Here is a 21,142-nt window from a genome sequence, read left to right on the forward strand (position 1 = left end):
TAACTTTTAGCGGTTTTTTTCGGGAAAGTACTTATCAATCTTATAGCCAACACCTTTTAGATTGATAATAAAATCTTCTTTAAGAAGCTTGCGAAATCGGCTTATTTCAGCCCTAATAGAGGCATTATCAATGGGTTCATCATTCCAAACATAACTGCGGAATTTTTCAAAGTCAACGACTATGCCTATGTTCTCACAAAGCAATGTAACTATTTGTAACTGTTTTTTTGTGAGCACTTGAACATTGTTGTTGTAAAAGAGCATCTGCTGCTCTTTGGAGAAGACGTATTTGGGGCTGAGAATGATATGTTGCAAGTTTTTAATCTCATACTCTTTTTTGATCTTGTCAATGCGAAGCCCTAATTCTTTAAGATGAAAAGGTTTTTTGAGGTAGTCTGACGCGCCTAACTCAAATGCTTCCGAGATGTCATCAATGTCAACATTGGCACTAATAAAAATAGTAGGATAAGCGTGTTCAATCTCATTGAGCGCTTTAAGGAGAGCCAGCCCACTCATTTTTGGGATATTAATGTCTAAAAGCAACAGATCAAACACATCCTTTTTGATGGCTTCATACGCCTCTTCACCGTTACCAAAAGCGATGACTTTATGCCCAAGTGCTTCTAAATACTCCTCGATGGAGCTTCTAAGCATCAGTTCATCTTCAAGCAGTAAAATTTTCATGGTTTATCCTTTAGGAAAGCGGTAGGCAAAGAGCGTTCTGGACTCATCGGAAAGCACATCAATGCTCACATCATTGCTATCACAAATCTCTTTTACAATGTTTAATCCCAAGCCAAACCCTCCACGCGCCTCATCTTCGCGGTAATACCGACCAAAAACTTTCCAAGGCGCTTGAATCATTTCTCCGCAATTTTGCACTTCCAAAACAACACTCTCTTCTTCAGCATAAAGTCTTACATGTAAAGGTTGTTTTTCGTAGCTATACTTAATGGCATTGGAAAGATTGTTGTCACAAATGCGCTGCAATTCGATCTCATTAAAAACAATAAACAGATCAGGCGCAATGTCTGTAACGATGTGCAGTTTATTTCCTTCTGCTACGTCTTCAAAGTACTCTACTCTTTCGGTTATAAACTTTGAAAAATCGATCATCGATTTTTCATAAACGACTCTGTCTTTTTTCACCACATACGCCAAATCTTCATAGATGTTATCAAGCACTTTGACGGCTGCTTCGATTTTGATCAAATAAGGATTTTTGTCAAATTTGAGATTGTAGAGATCAATGTTCATCAAAATAATGGAGAGTGGCGTATTGATCTCATGTATCGCATTTTTCACAAAACGGTCTTGCTTTTCAAGAAGCTCCTGCGTAAAATCGACCGAGCGTTTAAGCTCTATGGTCTTTTGCTCAACGATCCCTTCAAGATTGCTGTTAAGATCAACCAGTGCACTGTTTTTACTCTTAATTTCCTCGATCATCACATTGGCATGCGTCACAATCTCTTGAAACTCTTGAAACTTGATCTTTTCCATATCAATAAACTCATAGCTTTGAGACGCTTTCTTAAACGAATAGACGATAAAGCGAATTTCACGCTTCATAATGTCGCTAACATAGCGATATTCAACCGTACTGACCAGATATAAAAAGAGTGTTAACATGTAAATTTTCAGTACAAAATTGATGATTTTATCTTCATACGCTTTCTTTTTCTGTGCTAAAACATCTTCAATACTATGCGTACTCACACCACTACCCAAGAGAAGATCTAAAGGCTCATACAGTTGCGTTACAATAATATCTTTACTTGTATCTTCGTGATTGAGTACTGCGGAACGATAGATTATTTCACCCGAACTTCGCTTTAAAAAAACATAGTTTTGCGCTTCCATGTTCGCCATCAGTGCCGTGATGTCTTCTTTAAGCTTTTTGTAAATCTTTTCTTTTGGAAGGTTTTTACTTTGAGAGTATCGGTATTCTGCAATATTTTGAAGAAGACTTAGTTGTGTAGAAGCACTCTTTTGTTGCATTTGAATGTAACTCTCTTCAACGACTTTGATCTCTTTTTGAAAGTCCAAGTATTCGTTGACAATGACCAAACACGCAGAGAGGAAAGCAAAAAGACCCGCAAAAAGAATCGCCATGAAATTGATCTGGTTGATACTCTTGTTATCTTTTTTCTTTTGCAGCAAAAAAATCCTTTACATGTAAAGCTTTGGTCGCTATTTTACCAACATTATCCCCAAATAAGAGAAACAAGCCATTTTTGGTATAATTTAACTCAAATACGAGCTACATGGAGTTACACATGAAAATCCGAATACCAGCTGAATGGGAAGAGCAAGAGGCACTTATCGTCGTTTTCCCTCCCAAAAAGAGTGACTGGGCACACTCCATCGAGGAAATTCACCAAACGTATCTTACTTTTATTACAACGATTGCACGCTTTCAAAAATGCCTTGTGGTCTGCGAAGACAAAAAAGCACTGGCGAACTTGTTACCAACGATGCAAAACATCGAACTCATCGAAATGGCAACGAACGATACATGGATTCGCGATTTTGGTGGCATCAATATCTATAAAAATCATAAACGACGCACCTACGACTTTATCTTCAACGCATGGGGCAATAAATTTGAAGCAAATCTCGATAACAGCATCACCAAACAGCTTTTTGAAGAGGGCTACCTAGAAGGTAAACTCAAAAGTTTTGACTTTGTACTAGAGGGCGGAAGCATCGATAGTAACGGCAAAGGCGTAATGCTTTCAACCGCTTATTGTCTGTATGAACAAAACCGCAATTCACATCTTTCCAAAAAACAGATTAGAAAAACGCTCATCGAACTCTTTGGGCTTAAAGAGCTTATCGTGCTTGAACATGGCGCACTTATGGGTGATGATACCGACTCGCACATCGACACGCTAGCTCGCTTTATCAACAAAAAAACCATCGCTTATGTGAAGTGTTACGATAAAAATGATGAGCACTATGATGAGTTAAAAAAGATGGAGAAAGAGCTTCGAAAAACAGAGTTTGACCTCCTCCCTTTGCCTCTGCCCTCAGCTAAATATTTCAACAATCACCGTATCCCCGCAACCTACATGAACTTTGTGCTTATCAATAATGCGGTATTGGTTCCAACCTACAGTGACCCTTACGATAAAGAAGTTTTAGCGATGTTTGAGCGATGTTTTCCCGAACGAGAAGTCGTTGGTATAGAGTCTTCAGTACTCATTCGCGAACACGGAAGCCTTCATTGTGCTTCAATGAATATCTATAAAGAAAGAGACGATTCCTAATGACATTACAAAAAAAAGCAACCATTATCTCAAGCAGTACCGCTACTGTACTCATTGTCATTAAGCTCTTTGTGGGCATTTTAAGCGGCTCCGTTGCCGTTCTTGCTTCTGCGATTGACTCTGTGCTTGACCTTATTGTATCGGCATTTAATTACTTTGCTATCACCAAAGCTGAACAACCTGCCAATAAAAAATTTAACTACGGCAAAGGTAAAATCGAAGCTTTAGCGGCTGTTATTGAAGGAACGGTTATTACCGTATCGGGTCTTTTTATTTTCTATACTGCTATCAAAAAAGCGATAAAAAGTGAACCGTTAGAGTATCTTGGTGATTCAATTATGGTTATGGTTATTTCTCTTGCCCTGACGATCGCTTTGGTTCTATTTTTGAACTATGCTGCCAAAAAAACGAGAAGCATGGTTGTCAAGTCTGACGCGCTCCACTACAAAACCGACGTTTTAAGCAATGGCGCGATTCTTGTCTCTTTGGTACTCATCCAAGTGACAGGATTTGAGATGATCGACTCCATCATGGGTGTGGTTATCTCTATCTACATTATCCATTCAGCGTATGAGATCATTCGTGATGGTGTCTACATCTTGCTTGACGCATCACTTGACGAGGAAGTGGTTGAAAAAATACGAAATTTCATTTTGGAAGAGAAAGAGATTAGCGATTTTCATTACCTCAAAACACGCAAATCAGGCAATACCAATTTTGTCGATGTCCATCTCGTCTTTAGCCCTGGTATTTCACTTCTAAGGGCGCATTATGCGGGTGATCGCATCGAAGAGAAGATCAAAGAGCTCATTCCCAATGAAGAGTGGGTCATCAACGCACACCTTGACCCTTATGATGATTCAGAAATGAACGATACACAACCTATAAAAATGGACTAGCCTATTAGTGTTGCGTTCTTGCAAACTTGCAAGAACGTTTGACACGCCTTTAGAGCAAAGCTCCAAAACGAAGTTTCTGTGAAAGACTACGCTAACGCTGTGTTCGCTTCGGCAGCGTGCCCGCGCACCTTCGCCTTTTATTTTTAAATACCTTTGACACGCCTTTAGAGCAAAGCTCCAAAGACTACGCTAACGCTGTGTTCGCTTCGGCAGCGTGCCCGCGCACCTTCGGTGCTTTTTATTCTTTATCCTAAAAAAACAATGCCACGCGATAACCGATAAAAGAGAGTCCCCACGCAATCACACTCGTAAAAACGAAGAGGTAAAAAAGGTACTTGTAACTTCCACTCTCTTTCGTAAAAACAATGGATGCCGCCATACACGGCAGGTAAAACATCACAAAGATGATAAATGAAACCGATGAAGCAAACGAAATTTGCTTTTGAAGCTCACCTATTAAGTTCTCATTACCCTCATCAACGCCAGAACCCAGTGCGTACAACACCCCTAAAGTTGAGACAACAACCTCTTTGGCGGCAAGCCCCGATTCAAGCGCTATGGTCATTTTCCAGTCAAAACCAATGGGTTTAAAAAGCACATCGGTAGACTTTCCGATCATGCCTAAAAAACTCTTCTCTAAAAGCTGTTGAGCTTTCTCATTTTCAAGTGTCACTTTTTCTTTATCGCTTTGAGCCAATTCTATTTTTTTTGCAAACGCTGTTTCGATGTCAGGATATTTGGGGTAATTACTTGCAAACCAAACAAGAAGTGAAGCCCCAAGAATAAATGTTCCCGCTTTTTTAAGGTACATAATTGCCTTGCTTACCACCGTATGCCAAATGAGCCTAAAAGAAGGAAGTCGGTACTTTGGCATCTCCATAACAAATGGCTCATCGATTCCTTTAAAGACAAATACTTTCAAAAATTTTGCCGCAAGAAGCCCTACGAGCGCACCTGCGATGTAGATGAGAAAAAGAACATTTCCCGCATTTTGTTTTGCAAAAAAAGCGCCTGAAAACAGAACATACACGGGAAGCTTGGCACCGCAACTCATAAAACCAATGATAAAAAGTGTGATGAGTCTGTCTTTATCGTTTTTAAGCGTACGCGCACTCATGTACGCAGGCACAGAACAGCCAAATCCAGTCACCAACGGAATAAAACTTTTACCATGCAAACCAAAACGGTGGAAAAAGCCATCGAGTAAAAAAGCAACGCGCGCCATATAACCCGTTGTCTCCAAAAGGGCTATACCAAAAAAGAGAATGACGATGTTTGGTAAGAACATCACCACCGAACCAACGCCCGAAATCGCTCCATCGGCTATCATAGACCCCAGCTCGCCATCGCCAAAAATGGTTTTAGCATACGCACCAAGAGAGACAAAAAAGAGATTGATCCAGTCCATTGGTATAGATCCAAGCTCAAACGTCAGCTGAAAAAGTGCCCACATAAGCGCTATGAAGATTGGAATTCCAAAGATCTTATGGATCAACAATGCGTCAATTTTCTCGGTAATCGTTTTAGAGATACTCTTTTTACATGTAAGAACTTCTGTCACAACACCTTTGGCAAATGCCGCTCTCTCCTCTGCAAAAATTTCACTCACATCTTTGGTTTCATGGTGCAAATACAGATGCTCCAATGACTCTTTAAGAAGCGGTGAAAACTCAAGCCAAATAGGCTCTTCGTGCATTTTTTGATACACTCTTGGATCTTCTTGTAAAAGTTTTAGCACCAAATCACGATACGTTAGAAGCGTTTTATAACGCTTTTGTTTTAAAAAGAAAGAGAGTTTTTCCACCTCCTCTTCGACGACATCGCTGTAAATAAGTTTTGATTTTTCATGCGGAAAGTTAGAGATGTCGATGGTTCGATTAAGAAGCTTTCCTATGCCTCTTTTGGTCGCAGCCGAAACTTTGACACAAGGAACACCCAGAATGGAGCTTAGTTGCTCATGGTCAATGCAAACGCCCTCTTTTTGGGCTTCATCCATCATATTTAAAGCGACGATCATCTTTTTATCAAGTTCTAGAAGCTGTGTGGTTAGGTATAAATTGCGCTCCAAATTGGTCGCATCGACCACGTTGATGATAAGATCGTACGCTTCATTTTCCAAAAAATCTTTGGTAACACGCTCATCTTGGGTGTAGTCGTTAAGTGAATAGGTTCCTGGAAGATCAACGATTTTGATGGAGTGCTCTTGCGCTATAAAACGCACCTCTGCTTTTTCAACCGTGACACCTGAAAAATTGCCTACTTTGAGCCTTGCATCGGCGATAGAGTTGATGAGCATGCTCTTGCCAACATTGGGTTGCCCCACAAGAGCGATAATAAGCTCTTTCATAACGGTGATACTTCAATGGACTTGGCTTCTTCAAACCGAAGAGCTAAAAGTGTTGTTCCCACTTCGATTTCCATCGTGCTTTTCGCAATGCTTGTCGCTTTGATTTGGAGATGACTTCCTTTGTGAAGTCCTAAAGAAAAAAGTCTCTGTTTTAGTTCACCATCAGCATTTACTTTTTTAACAATGCCCTTTTCGCCGGCATTCATGTCCGAGAGTGCTCTCATAAAAATCCTTAATTGATAATGCTCATCAAGATTGTAAGTTAAAACGGATTAAAAGCTTATTAATGTAGAATAAGTTATTCAAAACAACTCATACTAGGTGGATTTTATGAAAGCCGGACTCATCCAACACGCCGTTGAAAGTACCAAAGAAAAAACCATAGCCAAAACCGTTTCACTCATCCAAAAAGCTGCCATAGAGGGTGCAGAACTTGTCGTACTCCAAGAGCTTCATCAAGACCGCTATTTTTGCATCAACGAAGATGTAAGCTGTTTTGACCTCGCAAATTCGTGGGAAGATGACATCGCTTTTTGGTCAGATGTTGCTAAAGAGAATAGCGTCGTTTTAGTCACATCTTTATTTGAAAAACGCTCTGCTGGACTTTACCACAACACCGCTGTCGTCTTTGAAAAAGATGGTACGGTCGCTGGTAAATACCGCAAAATGCACATCCCCGATGATCCAGGATTTTACGAAAAATTCTACTTCACCCCTGGTGATCTTGGCTATGAACCCATCCAAACCAGTGTGGGGAAACTAGGACTTCTCGTCTGTTGGGATCAATGGTACCCAGAAGCAGCTCGTTTGATGGCGCTAAAAGGTGCTGAAATGCTCATCTACCCCACAGCCATCGGTTGGTTCGATGAAGACATGGAAGATGAACAAAGAAGACAATGCGACGCATGGGAGACCATACAACGCGGTCACGCCATCAGTAATGGTGTACCCGTTATCAGCGTAAACCGCATCGGCAAAGAAGAAGACAATCACGGTGTGCTTGACGGCATCCGCTTCTGGGGCAACTCTTTTGTAGCAGGCCCACAAGGCGAGATCATTGTACGAGCTAGCCACGACCAAGAAGAAGTGCTCATCGTCGACATAGACCTAGCGCGAGGCGAACACGTCAGACGCATCTGGCCATTTTTGCGTGACCGCAGAATCGAGACTTATGGGGATTTGACGAAACGATTTATCGACTAAAACCTTTTTACATGTAAAGACTCCAAGCTTTACATGTCAACCTTTGGAGTGAGCATGGAACTGGTTTATTTGTGGGTTGAAGAGTATAAAAACATCAAGAATCAGGGGTTTAATTTTTCGCCGAGGTTTACATGTAACTATGAAAATGGCACATTAACGATTGATAAGAAAGAGCCCGACCCCATAAGTGTTTTTCCTCCAAATATCAATGTTACGGCTATTGTTGGAAAAAATGGTGCTGGAAAAAGCAGTGTCTTAAAAAATATTTTAGCTTCACTCTTAGTTAACTATAAATTCCCAAATGCTACCCAAATGCAAGAAAATAAAGAGAACTTTTTACAAAAACAAATTTTACTTTTAATTCAAATGAACGATGGCACTTTTAAATGTTTTTCAAATATAGAAAATTTAAAGAATCAAACACACAAAATTGATTTTATAGCATCAAACTTTGGAGACAACCCTTTTTATACTATGTATCTCAATTTTATGCCAGAAATTTTAAATAATGGAAAATATGAAAGATGGACAGATGAACTATATCATCGTAATGACCACTATAGTTTACCTATTCTTGTAACACCAACTAAGAAACCGTTTACAAGTTCACACATGGATAGTATTGTGCTTACAAAAGTAGAATACTCTATAGATATAGCTAGATCTTATTATTTGACAAAGCATAGATTAGCTTTGCTTCATTTTTATGAACAAGAAAAATTAAACCCAAATCAATTAGAGCAGAATTTTTTTAGAGCAAATAAGATGTCGCTTTCCTTTAATAAATTAAAAGTAGATATATACTATAAAGAAAAATTTTTATACGATAACCAATTTAGTACAGAAATAGAAAAAAGTAAAAATAGCGAAAATGAATATACCCTTGAAACTATAAAAATTATTAATCTACTTTACATTATCAAAAAATCATATAGACCATTTACAAAAACAAACGATCGAAGATTTGAAGAGCTTTGGAAACACATTGATGATGCAATTAATATACAAGTAAATATAAAGGATTTACTATCTTCAATTGATAATGTAATCCCTATCAAAAATGAAGCTATAGATTTTTCTCACGTAAAGCTTGAAAATGCTATCAAATTTCATCATTTATTGAAAGATATTAACAATAAAAATGTCAGCTTATTATTAGAGGCACTAAATTCTTCTAAGCAAGCTATACATATCGCAAAATTTGACGAAGACTTCTTACAAATAATTCCTGGATGGATAGATATAGAACCTTATGATAATGAAAAAAGTTTTGAATCATTAAGCTTTGGTGAAAAGCACCTTTTAATGGTACTTACTGAAATAACATATCATATTAATAACATTATAAATGCACAAAGACATAGTTATGATAGTTTTCTGATAATTTTAGAAGAGACTGAATTAGGGCTACATCCTGATTGGCAAAAACGTTATTTAAAATATATTCTAGAGCTTTTAACTTTCTACTATTCAAATGAAAAAATAAAATTTCACTTACTATTTGCAACACACTCTCCTTTTATCTTGTCCGATATTCCATCGCAAAATATTGTTTTTTTAGATAGAGATCAAAATGGCAATTGCAAAGTCCTTGATGGGCTAAGAGATAAAAAACAAACCTTTGGAGCAAATATTCATACGCTTTTAAGCGATGCTTTCTTTATGGAAGATGGACTTATGGGCGAGTTTGCGAAAGAAAAAATCAATAAAGCCATTAAATACCTCAACAAAAAAGAACTCACAAAAGATGAGACAGATTATTGTGAAAATATCATCTCAATTATTGGTGAGCCAATTTTAAAACGACAACTTCAAAAGATGCTAGACAGCAAACGCTTGAGTGAAGTTGAAAAAATTAAACAACAAATAGCCGAACTTCAACGAAAGCTTGAAGAACATTAACATGCACAAGATTAATCTTTCACAAAAAACGATTGATGAATTTTATACTTCGATTGAAGCAATGTTTACGAACAACCGATTAGAAAAAAGTGAAGATAAAAAAGTTTTATGGACAATATCATGGTCTGAACTAGATAAACTTATCAAAAATAAATTCAAAGCCTTTGATCCCGACATTTCTTTTGAAAAAGTTATCAAAGCAGATTACACTTACCTTCAAAAAATCACAGAATACATCAATAGAAATCTCAAAAGAGTTGAACTTTCACCAACGGAAAAAGACTATTTTTTTACAATGTATTCACGACTTAAAAAGCCTGAACATATCAAAAAGCTTGACATAAAAGTTTGCCCATATTGTAACCGTAATTATATTTTCAACTTCAAAAAAGGAAAAGAACTAAATGCAACGGCACAACTTGACCATTTTTTCGATAAAAAAACATACCCTTTTTTAGCTGTAAGTGTTTACAATCTAATACCCAGTTGCTCTACATGTAATCAACGAAAATCAGCTAAACAAGAAGAGGTTTTTTATCCATTTTTAGAAAGCTTTAACGATCATGCAAAATTTGAATACCAAGGTATAAAATACAAAGAAGAGGGAAATAGCAATTTTTTTGATGAAGATAGAATTTTGCTTGAGCTAAAACCAATATCAGAAGATGAAAAAGTAAATAAACACATTGAAGTTTTTAATCTGCAAAATCTCTACAATGAACATAAAGATATTGTCTCCGAAATTCTTATCAAATCCGAAATGTACAACGAAAGCTACATCGAAGAGCTGATGAAAAACTACGAGGGAACGCTCTTTAAAAATAAAGAAGATTTACTGCGTTTGATCTTTGGTGGGTACATCAGCGATGAAGATTTGGGCAAGCGTCCGCTTTCCAAACTTACCAAAGACATTTTAGAGCAATTAGAGATTATTTAAAAACCCCTTACATGTAAAGCACTCAATTTTTCATTTGCTTAAAAACAAATCACCTTATCGTTATATATTTATAAATACTACGATATAATATGCCTAATTGATTTAGGAGCAATACGATGAGTGAAGTTTATTCTATTTTTCTATCGGCTGTTTTCTCAAGTTTTATTGTTACGACGGGTATTATTGCAGTGGTTGGTACTCTTTATTACCTGACTTACAAATGTTTTGCATCGTATATTTCATTTGACAAAATTGCCCAATCGGAAAAACTGCTATCAGAACCGAAAAGCACTACCGTTGGTAATTGACATTACATAACACTACGTGACATAATTTCATTAAATCTCAAGGAGCATGTTATGAAAATAAGCGCAAGAAATCAAATCGTTGGAAAAGTGGTCGAAGTTAAAAATGGACCTGTAAACAGTGAAGTTGTTGTCTCTACAAAGAGTGGCGATAAAATTGTTTCTGTGGTTACCCTTGATGCTATGAATGCACTTGATTTAAAAGTAGGTGGCGAAGCAGTTTGTATTTTTAAAGCGCAGAGTGTTCTTCTTGCAAAAGCTGACATTGCAGTGAGTGCAAGAAACAAAATCAAAGGTACTGTCACTGAAATCAAAGATGGTGCAGTTAACTGTGAAGTTATCATCTCTACACCTGCTGGGTTAATTGTTACAGCGATTGTGACAGAAGATGCAAAAAAAGATTTAGCACTCGCAAAAGGTGATAGTGTTTATGCGATCATCAAAGCTTCAAGCATTTTAGTAGGCGTTAACTAAGCTTTACGCTTTACATGTAAACTATTTTTCACGTGTTTTAAAGTACCACATCAGCGCAAACATCAAGCCTGATGTGGTCGCGATGTTCTCATCAAACATAAAATTCAGTGCTTCTTCACGTTTTAGGTAGATCACTTCAATGTTTTCACTATCGATGCCACCACCCTCTCCGACTCTCATACTCTCATCAATAATGGCAAAATAAAACGTTTGAAGACCGCCAGCAAAACCAACAGCCGTATAAAAAGAGGTGATTTTTTTGAGATCCTCAAGTGAAACATCATAGCCCGTCTCTTCTAAAACTTCTTCTTGGGCAATTTCAATGAGGCTTTTATTTTTATCGACGATGCCAGCACAAAGCTCATACGTAAAGCCATCGTTATTTTTAAGGTAAATGGAGGGACGAAACTGCTTAACAAAAACAAATGAATCTAAATCTTTGTGGTACAAAAGAATCGCAACACTATCGTGTGTATCGACGATATCCCAGCGTTTTTCTATACTGTTATGCAAGTAGTACATACTCTTAGGTTTGATATATTCCGAGCTTATGCACTCTTCAATTTTAAGCACCTCAATCGTATGTTCCATACGTTTAAATCCAGCCTTTTTTCTTGAAATACAAAATAGGTGAAACCGCAGAAAGCACCATCAAGACCAGCGAAAAAGCATACCCATAATCCCAACGAAGCTCTGGTAAAATATCGAAGTTCATACCGTAAATACTCGCAATCAACGTTGGTGGAAGGAAGATAACGTTCATAATGGTAAAGATTTTGATGACTTTATTTTGCTCAATATTCAAAACACCTAAGAAGATATTTTGGAGATAATCCAATCTTTCAAAATTAAACTCACTGTAATCAATCAACGACTTAATATCTTTAAGCATGATGACAATGTCATTGCGCAAAGAAGCGTCGTATTTGGTTGATTTGATAAAAGAGGTTAGGATACGCTGTTTATCCATAAGGTTCTCACGGATGTTCATGTTAAGATCTTCAAAAGAGGAGATTTTTTCCAACATCTCGGCATCATCATTGGTATAATCTGTAAAAACGTGTTTACGTAAACGTGTAATATCTTTGGAGAGTTTTTCGATGACGTCAGCATCGGCGTCAATTCTAATATCTAAAAGCTGTGAAAAGATGTAGTAGCCGTTTTTAAATTCACGAGGCGCATAGTAAAAACGCTTACTAAACTCTTCAAACGTTTTGAGTTCTTTATAGCGAATAGAAATAAGCAGATTGTCCTGCAAAATAAATGAAACGGTTTCATTGTGCGCATTGTCTTCATCGGTAATCAAGAAGAAACTGTTGATTTCGATCTTTTTGTCTTCTTCCCAGTAGCGTGAAGATATCTCGATCTCTTCAGATTCTTGTTTTGTTGGGAAGTCTATACCAAATGTCTTTTCGACAAAAGTGATCTCTTCACTTGTTGGAAGGAGCATATCAAGCCAAACAACTTTGCTCTTTTTATCTTCGTCACCATCAAATTCACTTAGATCGGTAACGACTTCAAGTTTATTACTGTTCTTAAAAAAACATCGTATCATAGTGGACTCTTTTTGATCATTTATTAACACTTCTTAGGCAAAGCCAAAGAGACTACACTCGCGCTATGGCGCAAAACAAGGGCAAAGCCCAAAGTTTCTGTGAAAAGTTTGCCTCTTTCGAGGCAGAAAACTTCTTGCTTTTTTTGCAAGAGCTTTATTTTATCGCAAAATGGTTTCATTTTGTTTACATGTAATGCTAAAATCAACTTTTTTCAAAAGGCACTGAGAGATTGAAATTCTCTTCTTTAAATGGAGGCGTATCGCTTTCTAGCGCACTCTCAACTTTTTTTCTAAGTCCAGAAGTATAATCTATAAAGGCTTTGAGTTCATTACCACTTAACGCACTTTTAGCAATCTTAACAACACTCGCAGGATTAATCGCGACACTGTTACGATACAAACCAAAATGTAAATGCGGTCCACTGCTCAGTCCTGTGTTGCCAACATACGCAATGACCTGACCTTGCTTCACGCTCTGTCCGCTACGAAGCCCTTTTGCAAAACCATTAAGATGTCCATAAAGTGTTTTATAACTGCTATCGTGGGTAATCTCAACGGTATTTCCATACCCACCTTTTTCCCCTGCAAAAACAACTCTTCCATTGCCTGCAGCTTTAACGGGAGTACCAACACTCGCAGCATAGTCAACTCCTAAGTGCGCACGGTACTTTTGTAAAATGGGATGCCATCTGTTTTGTGTAAAGGGAGATGAAATACGTGTATAATTCACAGGATTTGCCAGTAAAAAACTGGTTAGCTCTTGTCCTTTTGCATCGTAATAGTTCTCTTTATAATAGAAAATATAGTTTTTCTTTTTGGCTGTTTCAATCATTGATACGTCTATTTTTATAGAACCAAATGCTCTACCAAGTCGACGTTTTTGTTTATACACTAAAACCAATTTATCGCCCTTTTGTAGGTTGCGAAGATTGATTTCGCCTTTAAAAGACTGGGCAAATTCGTTGGCCAAACCATAACTATTGGTTGCGTTTAAAATGTCAACATACGGTGAGTTATGAATCTCAATCGCTAAAGTACGCTTTTCTTCTTGTAAAATGATCGGCGTAATTTCCATAACAAACTTGTCATCTTTTTTCTTGAGATGCATTTGAAGCTCTTCACCAATAGGAATTAAAACTTGTTCCAACTGGTTGTCTTCACTTTTGAGAACATGATATTTTACTCCCGCAACGATCTCCGCGGCAAGTTCTTGTTCTTCTTTATCTAAGGTATAGTAAATAGATGATGGTAAATGGTTTTTATCTAAAAAAGTAAGAAACGTTTCACCTTTTGGCCACTTTAACTCTTCAACGTAAGAAGCCTGGGCAAACGATAAAAAAAGAAATAATAATGTTAAGATTTTTGCCATTCGCACCTCCTAGTTCTTTTTCGATTTTATCTGAACAAATCTTACAAAATGCCTAAAACACTTCACTTACAAATAAAGAAGTTTTTTTAAAACAGTTATAGTATAATCTCTCTCATAAAAATAAAAGGGGTGTTATGTACCCTTCAAGGAGTTCCCGTTGAACAAGCTATTTTTGGTTGTGTGTCTGTTTTTATTTGGTACTTTTGCTCAGGCTCAGTCTTTTTTCAGTGAGTACAAAACAAAAGTCTTAGAGGCGAATGAAAAACAAATTATTATCGCTGACTCTTCAGAATTTGTCGTTGGTGCCAGTGGTATTGTTAGCCATAAATTTGATGCGAGAAGTACAAGTATTATTGCACGTGTTGATGTTATCAGCAAAGATGGTACAAAAGCCGTTTTACGCATTGAAAAATTTGAGATGCTTTCACAAGGTGCATTTCCCGACACGGGCGTCAAACCAGCTATTGGCGATGAAGTGACTATCAACTATCTTTATGACCGCGCGCTTATTATTACTCCAAATCAAAATGTTTACACAGAAGTGACCAAAAAATTCAACACGATTACATGGGTTCACCCAGACATCGTTGCAGCTTATTTAACAAAACTGTATCGTCCAAATCCAGATAAAAAGATTTTTCAACAAGCATGCTACCAAAATGCTGCATCGATTATTTTCTTTGGTATCAACAACACAGGATACTTTGTAGATTGCCATAATTTCAATACGCTTCAAACCGTTTCTATTTCTAACAATGGTGAAATTCAACTTCCTTTTTATGCACGTATCAAAAATATCGATACATCTTGGTTTAGCTGGGACAGTTCAAAAATTGGTGACTATAATACCTATTACACAACACTTATTAGTAAGAAGTAATCGCATCATGGAAGCAAAACATATTGACTATTTTAAAAACCTTCTTGGCATTGACAATGTCTATGACGATAAAGCGCACTTGATTGCCTACTGTTACGATGCAACACGTACACGCTACCAGCCTGATGCCGTTCTCTTTCCAAGAGATGAACAAGATGTAAGTACTATTTTAAAGTATTGTAACGAGCATCACATCATCATCACTCCTCGTGGAGCTGGAAGTGGCTTCACAGGAGGTGCATTGCCTGCAAACGGCGGAATTATCTTAGCTTTTGAAAAACACATGAACAAAATCTTAGAGATTGACATGGAAAATATGGTTGCTGTTGTACAACCCGGTGTCATCAACATGGCATTGCAAAAAGCGGTTGAGGCACAAGGACTTTTTTATCCGCCAGATCCTGCAAGTGAAGAGTACTCTACTATCGGTGGCAATGTCAGTGAGAATGCGGGTGGTATGAGAGCCGCAAAATATGGCATTACCAAAGATTATGTCATGGCACTTCGTGCCGTGCTTCCCAATGGAGAGATCATCCGTGCGGGAAAACGTACCATTAAAGATGTCGCTGGTTATAACATCGCTGGTATTATTATTGCTAGTGAGGGCACACTTGCGTGTATTACGGAGATTACCCTCAAACTGATCGCTAAACCTAAAATGTCACAAACGGCTATGGGAATTTTTCCAAGTGTCGATGATGCTATGAATGCTGTTTATAAAACAATGGCAGCAGGTGTTACGCCTGTGGCGATGGAATTTTTGGACAATCTTTCTATTAATGCTGTTGAGCAAAAATACAACAAAGGGCTTCCAAAAGATGCTGGTGCTATTCTCATCACCGATGTTGATGGAAATACACAAGATGAACTTACACAACAACTCGATGTCATTGAAAAAGCATTTGCTGAAAACGGATGCAGTGGTTTTAAACGAGCTGGGAGTGCTGAAGAGTCTAAAAACCTCTGGTTTGCCAGACGAAATGCCAGCCAATGTATCAACATTTATGGCAGTAAAAAGCTCAACGAAGACATCACTGTTCCACGTAGCAAGCTTCCTGCACTTCTTAAAGAGATCGGTAAAATTTCTGAAAAATACCATGTCACCGTCCCTTGTTTTGGACACACAGGCGATGGCAATGTTCACACCAATGTTATGGTAGATGGCAGTGACCCTAAACAACTTGAGATCGGACACCATGCCATCGAAGAGATTTTTAAAGCAACCGTAGCTCTTGGGGGAACACTTAGTGGCGAACATGGCATAGGACTTAGCAAAGCACCATTTATGCACCTCGCTTTTAGTGATGGCGAAATGGAACTTTTCAGATCCATCAAAAAAGCGTTCGATCCTAACAATATTTTAAATCCTTCAAAAATGGGACTCTAATTGTTAAGCGCTAAAAATTGTGTCGAATTTTTCAAAAAGCTCAGAGACGTAGAACTTGCACACTACGCCTCTTCTTTGAGTTTTCACACCATTTTAGCGCTTATTCCGATTCTGCTTATAACCTTTAGTATTTTTACCAAAATGCCTCTTTTTGAAGTTTACTACGAGAAACTTCAAGCTTTTATTTTTAGCTCACTCATTCCGACACAACAAGATGTGATGATCCACTACCTGCGTGATTTTATGGAAAATACGGGTAATATGGGCGTTGTAGGTACTATTTTTGTCCTTTACATTTCTATTATGTTTTTTTTGGATTATGAAAAAATTGTGAGTAAAATTTTTGAAATTCCAACGCGCAGTTTTTGGGAAGCACTCACCACCTACTGGACAATGGTGACGCTTATGCCTCTTGGTCTTATCATCTTCTTTTACAGCTCTGCGGTAGCGCAACAAGTGTTAGAAAGCAGCGAAGTGACGAGCTCTATCAACCTCCTTCGCTATACGCCTTATTTTATCGTATGGGGACTCTATTTTATTATGTACAGTGTCTCCGCTAAAATCAAAATCCACCTCAAGAGTGCCCTACTTTCTTCATTTACCGCCTCTTTGTGCTGGTATATTTCTAAAATTCTTTTCGTCTATTATGTCACCTACAACAAAACGTATTTGAGCATTTATGGCTCTTTTAGCATTTTGCTTTTCTTCTTTTTATGGATCTATTTTTCATGGTTTATCTATCTTTACGGTCTAAAATTTTGCTTTTTATTGAATGAAAAAGAGACTGAGAAAAGCAAAGCCTAAACAGCCATACAATGCCACTTTGTAGCGTATTGCCACAAGTGAAACTCCTACATATAAAACCAATATCCACCACGGAAAACTCAACAGATAACTTCCCGTTTTTACATGTAAAAAGTCTAGCAAATACGCATCTAAAATTCCTCCAAGATTCATTACATGTAAAAGTACACCTAACGGATAAAAGACGATAAACACAAGGCTTGAGAGTGGCGATGTCAGTTGCAAAAAGGTAAAGACAGGGAAAAAGGTATGAACGATGGGAACCATTAGGAGAAAAACGCCAAGATCAATGATGCCAAGCAATACCCAGCGATTGAGACTTTGAAAATGGTGTAAAAAAAGAAAAAGGTAAAAAACACCCGCTACTGAAAACCAAAAAGAGAGCGAAAAAAGAAGCGCTGGGAAGAGTGCTAAAAGTCCAAGTGATGTAAGACCAAGCATCTGAAATGAAAGCACTTTTATGCCTCTTGAATAAAAGAAAAAACCTAAAACACTCATCGCAAATGCCCTTAAAAAGGAGGGAACAAAGTCGATGATGACCATGTAGGCAAATAACACAACAAGCACCACCACTGTAAGATCTGCGTTGACATTACGGTAGGGAAAATAACGACTTTGAAAAAACTGATAAAGTGGTTTGAGAAAAAAGAAAAGCAAAAATGAGATAACCCCGACATTGTAACCGCTAATGGCGATCAGATGTGAAATACCCCATTTTTGAACCTCCTCACGTAACTCTTTTGAAATAGGTGTCGCAAATAGGAGCGTTTTATACAACTCTGCTATCGTTTCATTTTCATGTTGATGCTCAACCCAACGATAAAGCGGTTTTACATCAAGCGGTGGGTCATCTTCGTAGATTTCATACAACGACAATGAAGGGGCAAAAAAGCCTTTGAGATAGTCTAAAAAGGTGACTTTATCGACTTTGAGTTTCACCTTTACACGGCTTTTGAGAGGTGTGGATGTAACGCGCCATGATGTGGTGTAGACTTCCGCACCACTGCCATCGAGTTTGAGCTTGAAAACATCGTAGGTGCGCCCTTTTTCATTGGTTTTTGTGTAGTGATTGAGCACCGTGGCAGTGTTTACATGTAAAGCATTTTGAGTTAGTTTTTGGAAGTGGTAAAATTCAAAAAAAAGGGAACACGAAGCAACAAAAAGCACCACTGCTAGTGTCAGAAAAAATTCCTTTTTGCTGACAAAGAGTGGTACGTTTTGCATGATTACAATGGAGGCAAGCTAATCTTTGCCTCTTGAGAAATGGAGGCGTTATATTGGACGACTTCGATCGGAATAGAATTTTTTCCGCCATCCACAAAGCGCGTACACGCTTTTTGAAAGACAAGGTTGGCAACACCAACAGGTCCATTTCTATTTTTACCGACAATGACTTCGGCTAACTCTTCAGGTCTTTCAAAAAAGTCACTTTTGTACTCTTTGCCCTCAGTTCTAGCCTTTTGTTCTTTCTCTTTCTCTTCACGCATACGGTAAACATCATCACGGTAAACAAACAAGATCATGTCGGCATCTTGCTCGATGGCACCTGACTCTCTAAGGTCACTCAGCATTGGGCGTTTATCGCTACGTGCCTCTAACCCACGGTTGAGCTGCGAAAGTGCGATAATAGGGATGTTAAGCTCTCTAGCTAAAAGCTTCAGTCCACGACTGATGTCACTCACCTCGATATGCCTGTCTCTCGTTCCCGCCGAACTCATCAACTGCAAGTAGTCGATGATCGCAAGTGAGATTTCAGGGTGTTGGGATTTGAGCTTTCGAAGCTTTGCTCTGACTTTATGAATATCCACGGAGCCGTTATCATCCACAAAGAATTTTCGCCTACTCATCTCATCCGCAGCGCTCGTGAGTCTTCCCCACTGTTCATCGCTCATGTCACCTACTTTAAGTTTTTGAAGCGGTATGGAAGTTTTAGCACTGAGCATCCTGAGCATCAACTGCTCTGCTGGCATCTCAAGGGAAAATATCGCAACACCCTTGCTTCGATCTAACGCATTTTGCGCCAAGTTCAAACAAAAAGCCGTTTTTCCCATCGCCGGACGCGCCGCAACAATGATGAGATCGCCCTCGCCAAAACCAGAAGTCAAACGGTTGATTTCAGCAAAACCACTATCAACTCCTACAACACCAGAGTTTCCACGCTTTTTCATCTCATGAATGTGTGCGATGGTCGCATGCGTCATCTCTGGTGATTCACGGAACTCTTTAGAACCACTTTCTTGCGTGATTTGGTAAAGCTTTTGTTGCACCAAATCAACCACTTCATTCGATGGCAAATCTTTCTCAACCGCGATCTCTTTGATGTCGCTGGTCAGCTGTACAAGCTCTCGCTTAATCGCCTTCTCACGAATCTCCTCCACATACGCTTTGGTGGCAGGCAGAGGATTGGTAGAGAGAATTTCAAGCATCGCGTCTTCATCAAAACGCCCTTGTTGGTTAAGCTTTTTTTTGATGAACTCCTCATCAATCGGCAGGTCTTCCCTCTCACATGCCTCCATCGCTTCGTAAATATAACGATGACTTGGCAAATAAAAATCTTTCGCACCAATCAGCGCAGCGACATCTTCAAATGTTGCAGGGTTAAATAAAATGGAGCTAAGAACCGAGCGTTCTATGTTGACATTGTGCAGATTGCTCATGCTTTATACTCCTTGGCAGCAAGCTCTACGGCTTCTAAAAATTTATCGACGAGGTCTTCTTCTTTGAGTTTTGCCACGACTTCGCCTTTGACCATCACAAGCCCTTGCCCTTTTCCAAACGCAATGGCGACATCGGCATGTTTAGCCTCGCCAATGGCATTCACCACGCATCCCATCACTGAGATATTGAGTGGTGCTTTGATGTGTTTGGTACGACGCTCTACTTCAGCAACCGCTTTAACAAGGTTGGCTTCCAAACGCCCACATGTTGGGCACGAGATGATGTTTAAACCTTCTGCTTCAACACCACTGTCTTTTAAAATGGCACGCCCTACTTTGATCTCTTCTTCAAGCTCGCCTGTGATGGAAACTCTCAAAGTGTCGCCAATACCATCGAGCAAAAGAGAACCCAACGCAATGGAAGATTTAATCGTTGAGTGAAACAGTGTCCCCGCTTCCGTAACACCAAGATGAAACGGATACTCAACAAGAGGTCTCAGCATACGGTACGCTTCAACGGTGCGCTCGACATCGCTGGCTTTGAGTGAAACTTTCATATTGGTAAAGCCAAGGTCTTCAAGGTATTTGATGTTATACAGAGCCGATTCCACCATCCCTTTAGCGGTGGGTCCATACTTCTCATCGAACTCTTTTTCCAAGCTTCCACTGTTCACACCAATGCGAATAGGAATATTTCGCTCATTGCACGCTTTAACCACCTCTTTAACACGCTCTTTGTTGCCAATATTGCCAGGATTGATGCGAATACAGTCCACCACTTCCGCGGCAATAAGCGCCAAACGGTAGTTAAAGTGAATATCTGCAACCAAAGGCAAACTTGAACGCTCTTTAATGGCTTTCAGTGCGTATGCATCATCATAATCAGGCACAGCCACACGCACAATGTCAGCTCCAGCAAAATGCAAACGACGGATTTGTTCCACCGTAGCTTCCACATCGTGTGTTTTAGAAAAAGTCATCGATTGAACAGGTATTTTGGCATTGCCTCCCACGGGGACATTGCCAACAAAAATTTGTTTGGTTGGGTATCGTTTTATCATTGTTTATCCTAAACTTTATGCTACAAATAAATTCTGCCAACATGGTTGGCAAGCTTTAGTGCCACAGCGGCTAGCGTAGCCAAAAGGAGCTTT

The 21,142-nt window shown here is 38.7% G+C and carries 20 protein-coding genes; 10 read left to right on the forward strand and 10 right to left on the reverse strand.

Features of this window, described 5'->3' with window-relative positions; all coding sequences use genetic code 11:
- Window positions 1–6: 6 nt before the first annotated feature.
- A complete protein-coding gene (locus tag N0B29_RS08195) occupies window positions 7–684 on the reverse strand; it encodes a response regulator transcription factor (protein ID WP_263833216.1) in 678 nt (225 codons plus the stop codon).
- A 3-nt stretch (window positions 685–687) separates the two neighbouring features.
- Window positions 688–2,160, reverse strand: a complete 1,473-nt coding sequence (locus N0B29_RS08200) for a sensor histidine kinase (RefSeq protein ID WP_263833217.1) — start codon at window positions 2,158–2,160, stop codon at window positions 688–690.
- Between the two features lie 116 nt (window positions 2,161–2,276).
- Between N0B29_RS08200 and N0B29_RS08205 the strand changes: the two genes are divergently transcribed.
- Together N0B29_RS08205 and N0B29_RS08210 are read left to right on the forward strand one after the other, a co-directional pair.
- The gene (locus N0B29_RS08205) at window positions 2,277–3,269 is read left to right on the forward strand and encodes an agmatine deiminase family protein (RefSeq protein WP_263833218.1); all 993 of its coding nucleotides are present in this window, start codon (window positions 2,277–2,279) and stop codon (window positions 3,267–3,269) included.
- A complete protein-coding gene (locus tag N0B29_RS08210) occupies window positions 3,269–4,168 on the forward strand; it encodes a cation diffusion facilitator family transporter (protein WP_263833219.1) in 900 nt (299 codons plus the stop codon). The genes N0B29_RS08205 and N0B29_RS08210 overlap by 1 nt, the downstream gene beginning before the upstream one ends.
- Before the next feature lie 250 nt (window positions 4,169–4,418).
- Here the strand turns inward: N0B29_RS08210 and feoB are convergent, their stop codons facing one another.
- Both feoB and N0B29_RS08220 read right to left on the reverse strand, forming a co-directional pair.
- Window positions 4,419–6,515, reverse strand: a complete 2,097-nt coding sequence (feoB, locus tag N0B29_RS08215; protein ID WP_263833220.1) for a ferrous iron transport protein B — start codon at window positions 6,513–6,515, stop codon at window positions 4,419–4,421.
- Window positions 6,512–6,739 carry a FeoA family protein gene (locus N0B29_RS08220; RefSeq protein WP_263833221.1) on the reverse strand — a complete coding sequence of 76 codons (228 nt, stop codon included), beginning with the start codon at window positions 6,737–6,739 and terminating at the stop codon, window positions 6,512–6,514. The genes feoB and N0B29_RS08220 overlap by 4 nt, the downstream gene beginning before the upstream one ends.
- 106 nt (window positions 6,740–6,845) lie before the next feature.
- On the opposite strand from N0B29_RS08220, the gene N0B29_RS08225 reads away from it, so the two are divergent.
- The 5 genes from N0B29_RS08225 to N0B29_RS08245 all read left to right on the forward strand — a co-directional run bounded on the left by N0B29_RS08225 (window position 6,846) and on the right by N0B29_RS08245 (window position 11,336).
- Window positions 6,846–7,718: a carbon-nitrogen hydrolase gene (locus N0B29_RS08225; protein ID WP_263833222.1), complete on the forward strand. Its 873-nt coding sequence runs from the start codon at window positions 6,846–6,848 to the stop codon at window positions 7,716–7,718.
- Window positions 7,719–7,772: 54 nt separating this feature from the next.
- Complete coding sequence (locus tag N0B29_RS08230; RefSeq protein ID WP_263833223.1) at window positions 7,773–9,620, forward strand: AAA family ATPase; 1,848 nt, start codon at window positions 7,773–7,775, stop codon at window positions 9,618–9,620.
- A 1-nt stretch (window position 9,621) separates the two neighbouring features.
- A complete protein-coding gene (locus N0B29_RS08235) occupies window positions 9,622–10,557 on the forward strand; it encodes a hypothetical protein (protein WP_263833224.1) in 936 nt (311 codons plus the stop codon).
- Between the two features lie 116 nt (window positions 10,558–10,673).
- Window positions 10,674–10,865, forward strand: a complete 192-nt coding sequence (locus N0B29_RS08240) for a hypothetical protein (protein WP_263833225.1) — start codon at window positions 10,674–10,676, stop codon at window positions 10,863–10,865.
- Between the two features lie 51 nt (window positions 10,866–10,916).
- Window positions 10,917–11,336: a TOBE domain-containing protein gene (locus tag N0B29_RS08245; protein WP_263833226.1), complete on the forward strand. Its 420-nt coding sequence runs from the start codon at window positions 10,917–10,919 to the stop codon at window positions 11,334–11,336.
- 21 nt (window positions 11,337–11,357) lie between these two features.
- Here the strand turns inward: N0B29_RS08245 and N0B29_RS08250 are convergent, their stop codons facing one another.
- From N0B29_RS08250 to N0B29_RS08260, 3 genes are all read right to left on the reverse strand, one after another.
- Window positions 11,358–11,927: an NUDIX hydrolase gene (locus N0B29_RS08250; RefSeq protein ID WP_263833227.1), complete on the reverse strand. Its 570-nt coding sequence runs from the start codon at window positions 11,925–11,927 to the stop codon at window positions 11,358–11,360.
- 4 nt (window positions 11,928–11,931) lie between these two features.
- Window positions 11,932–12,891: a magnesium/cobalt transporter CorA gene (gene corA / locus N0B29_RS08255; RefSeq protein WP_263833228.1), complete on the reverse strand. Its 960-nt coding sequence runs from the start codon at window positions 12,889–12,891 to the stop codon at window positions 11,932–11,934.
- Window positions 12,892–13,093: 202 nt separating this feature from the next.
- Window positions 13,094–14,260: a peptidoglycan DD-metalloendopeptidase family protein gene (locus N0B29_RS08260; protein ID WP_263833229.1), complete on the reverse strand. Its 1,167-nt coding sequence runs from the start codon at window positions 14,258–14,260 to the stop codon at window positions 13,094–13,096.
- 157 nt (window positions 14,261–14,417) lie between these two features.
- On the opposite strand from N0B29_RS08260, the gene N0B29_RS08265 reads away from it, so the two are divergent.
- From N0B29_RS08265 to N0B29_RS08275, 3 genes are read left to right on the forward strand one after another with little or no spacing between them, the layout of a single operon-like run.
- On the forward strand, window positions 14,418–15,140 hold the full coding sequence (locus tag N0B29_RS08265) for a plasminogen-binding N-terminal domain-containing protein (RefSeq protein ID WP_263833230.1): 723 nt from the start codon (window positions 14,418–14,420) through the stop codon (window positions 15,138–15,140).
- A 7-nt stretch (window positions 15,141–15,147) separates the two neighbouring features.
- On the forward strand, window positions 15,148–16,527 hold the full coding sequence (locus N0B29_RS08270; RefSeq protein ID WP_263833231.1) for an FAD-linked oxidase C-terminal domain-containing protein: 1,380 nt from the start codon (window positions 15,148–15,150) through the stop codon (window positions 16,525–16,527).
- Window positions 16,528–17,331, forward strand: a complete 804-nt coding sequence (locus N0B29_RS08275) for a YihY family inner membrane protein (RefSeq protein ID WP_263833232.1) — start codon at window positions 16,528–16,530, stop codon at window positions 17,329–17,331.
- On the opposite strand, the gene N0B29_RS08280 is transcribed toward N0B29_RS08275, so the two are convergent.
- The 3 genes from N0B29_RS08280 to ispG are packed head-to-tail and all read right to left on the reverse strand — an operon-like array spanning window position 17,293 to window position 21,049.
- A complete protein-coding gene (locus N0B29_RS08280; protein ID WP_263833233.1) occupies window positions 17,293–18,555 on the reverse strand; it encodes a ComEC/Rec2 family competence protein in 1,263 nt (420 codons plus the stop codon). The two genes, N0B29_RS08275 and N0B29_RS08280, sit on opposite strands and share 39 nt — an antisense overlap.
- Before the next feature lie 2 nt (window positions 18,556–18,557).
- Window positions 18,558–19,988, reverse strand: a complete 1,431-nt coding sequence (locus tag N0B29_RS08285; protein WP_263833234.1) for a replicative DNA helicase — start codon at window positions 19,986–19,988, stop codon at window positions 18,558–18,560.
- Window positions 19,985–21,049 carry a flavodoxin-dependent (E)-4-hydroxy-3-methylbut-2-enyl-diphosphate synthase gene (ispG, locus tag N0B29_RS08290; RefSeq protein ID WP_263833235.1) on the reverse strand — a complete coding sequence of 355 codons (1,065 nt, stop codon included), beginning with the start codon at window positions 21,047–21,049 and terminating at the stop codon, window positions 19,985–19,987. The genes N0B29_RS08285 and ispG overlap by 4 nt, the downstream gene beginning before the upstream one ends.
- Window positions 21,050–21,142 lie beyond the last annotated feature (93 nt).

The sequence above is a fragment of the Sulfurospirillum oryzae genome, from assembly GCF_025770725.1.
Taxonomy (GTDB): Bacteria; Campylobacterota; Campylobacteria; order Campylobacterales; family Sulfurospirillaceae; genus Sulfurospirillum; species Sulfurospirillum oryzae.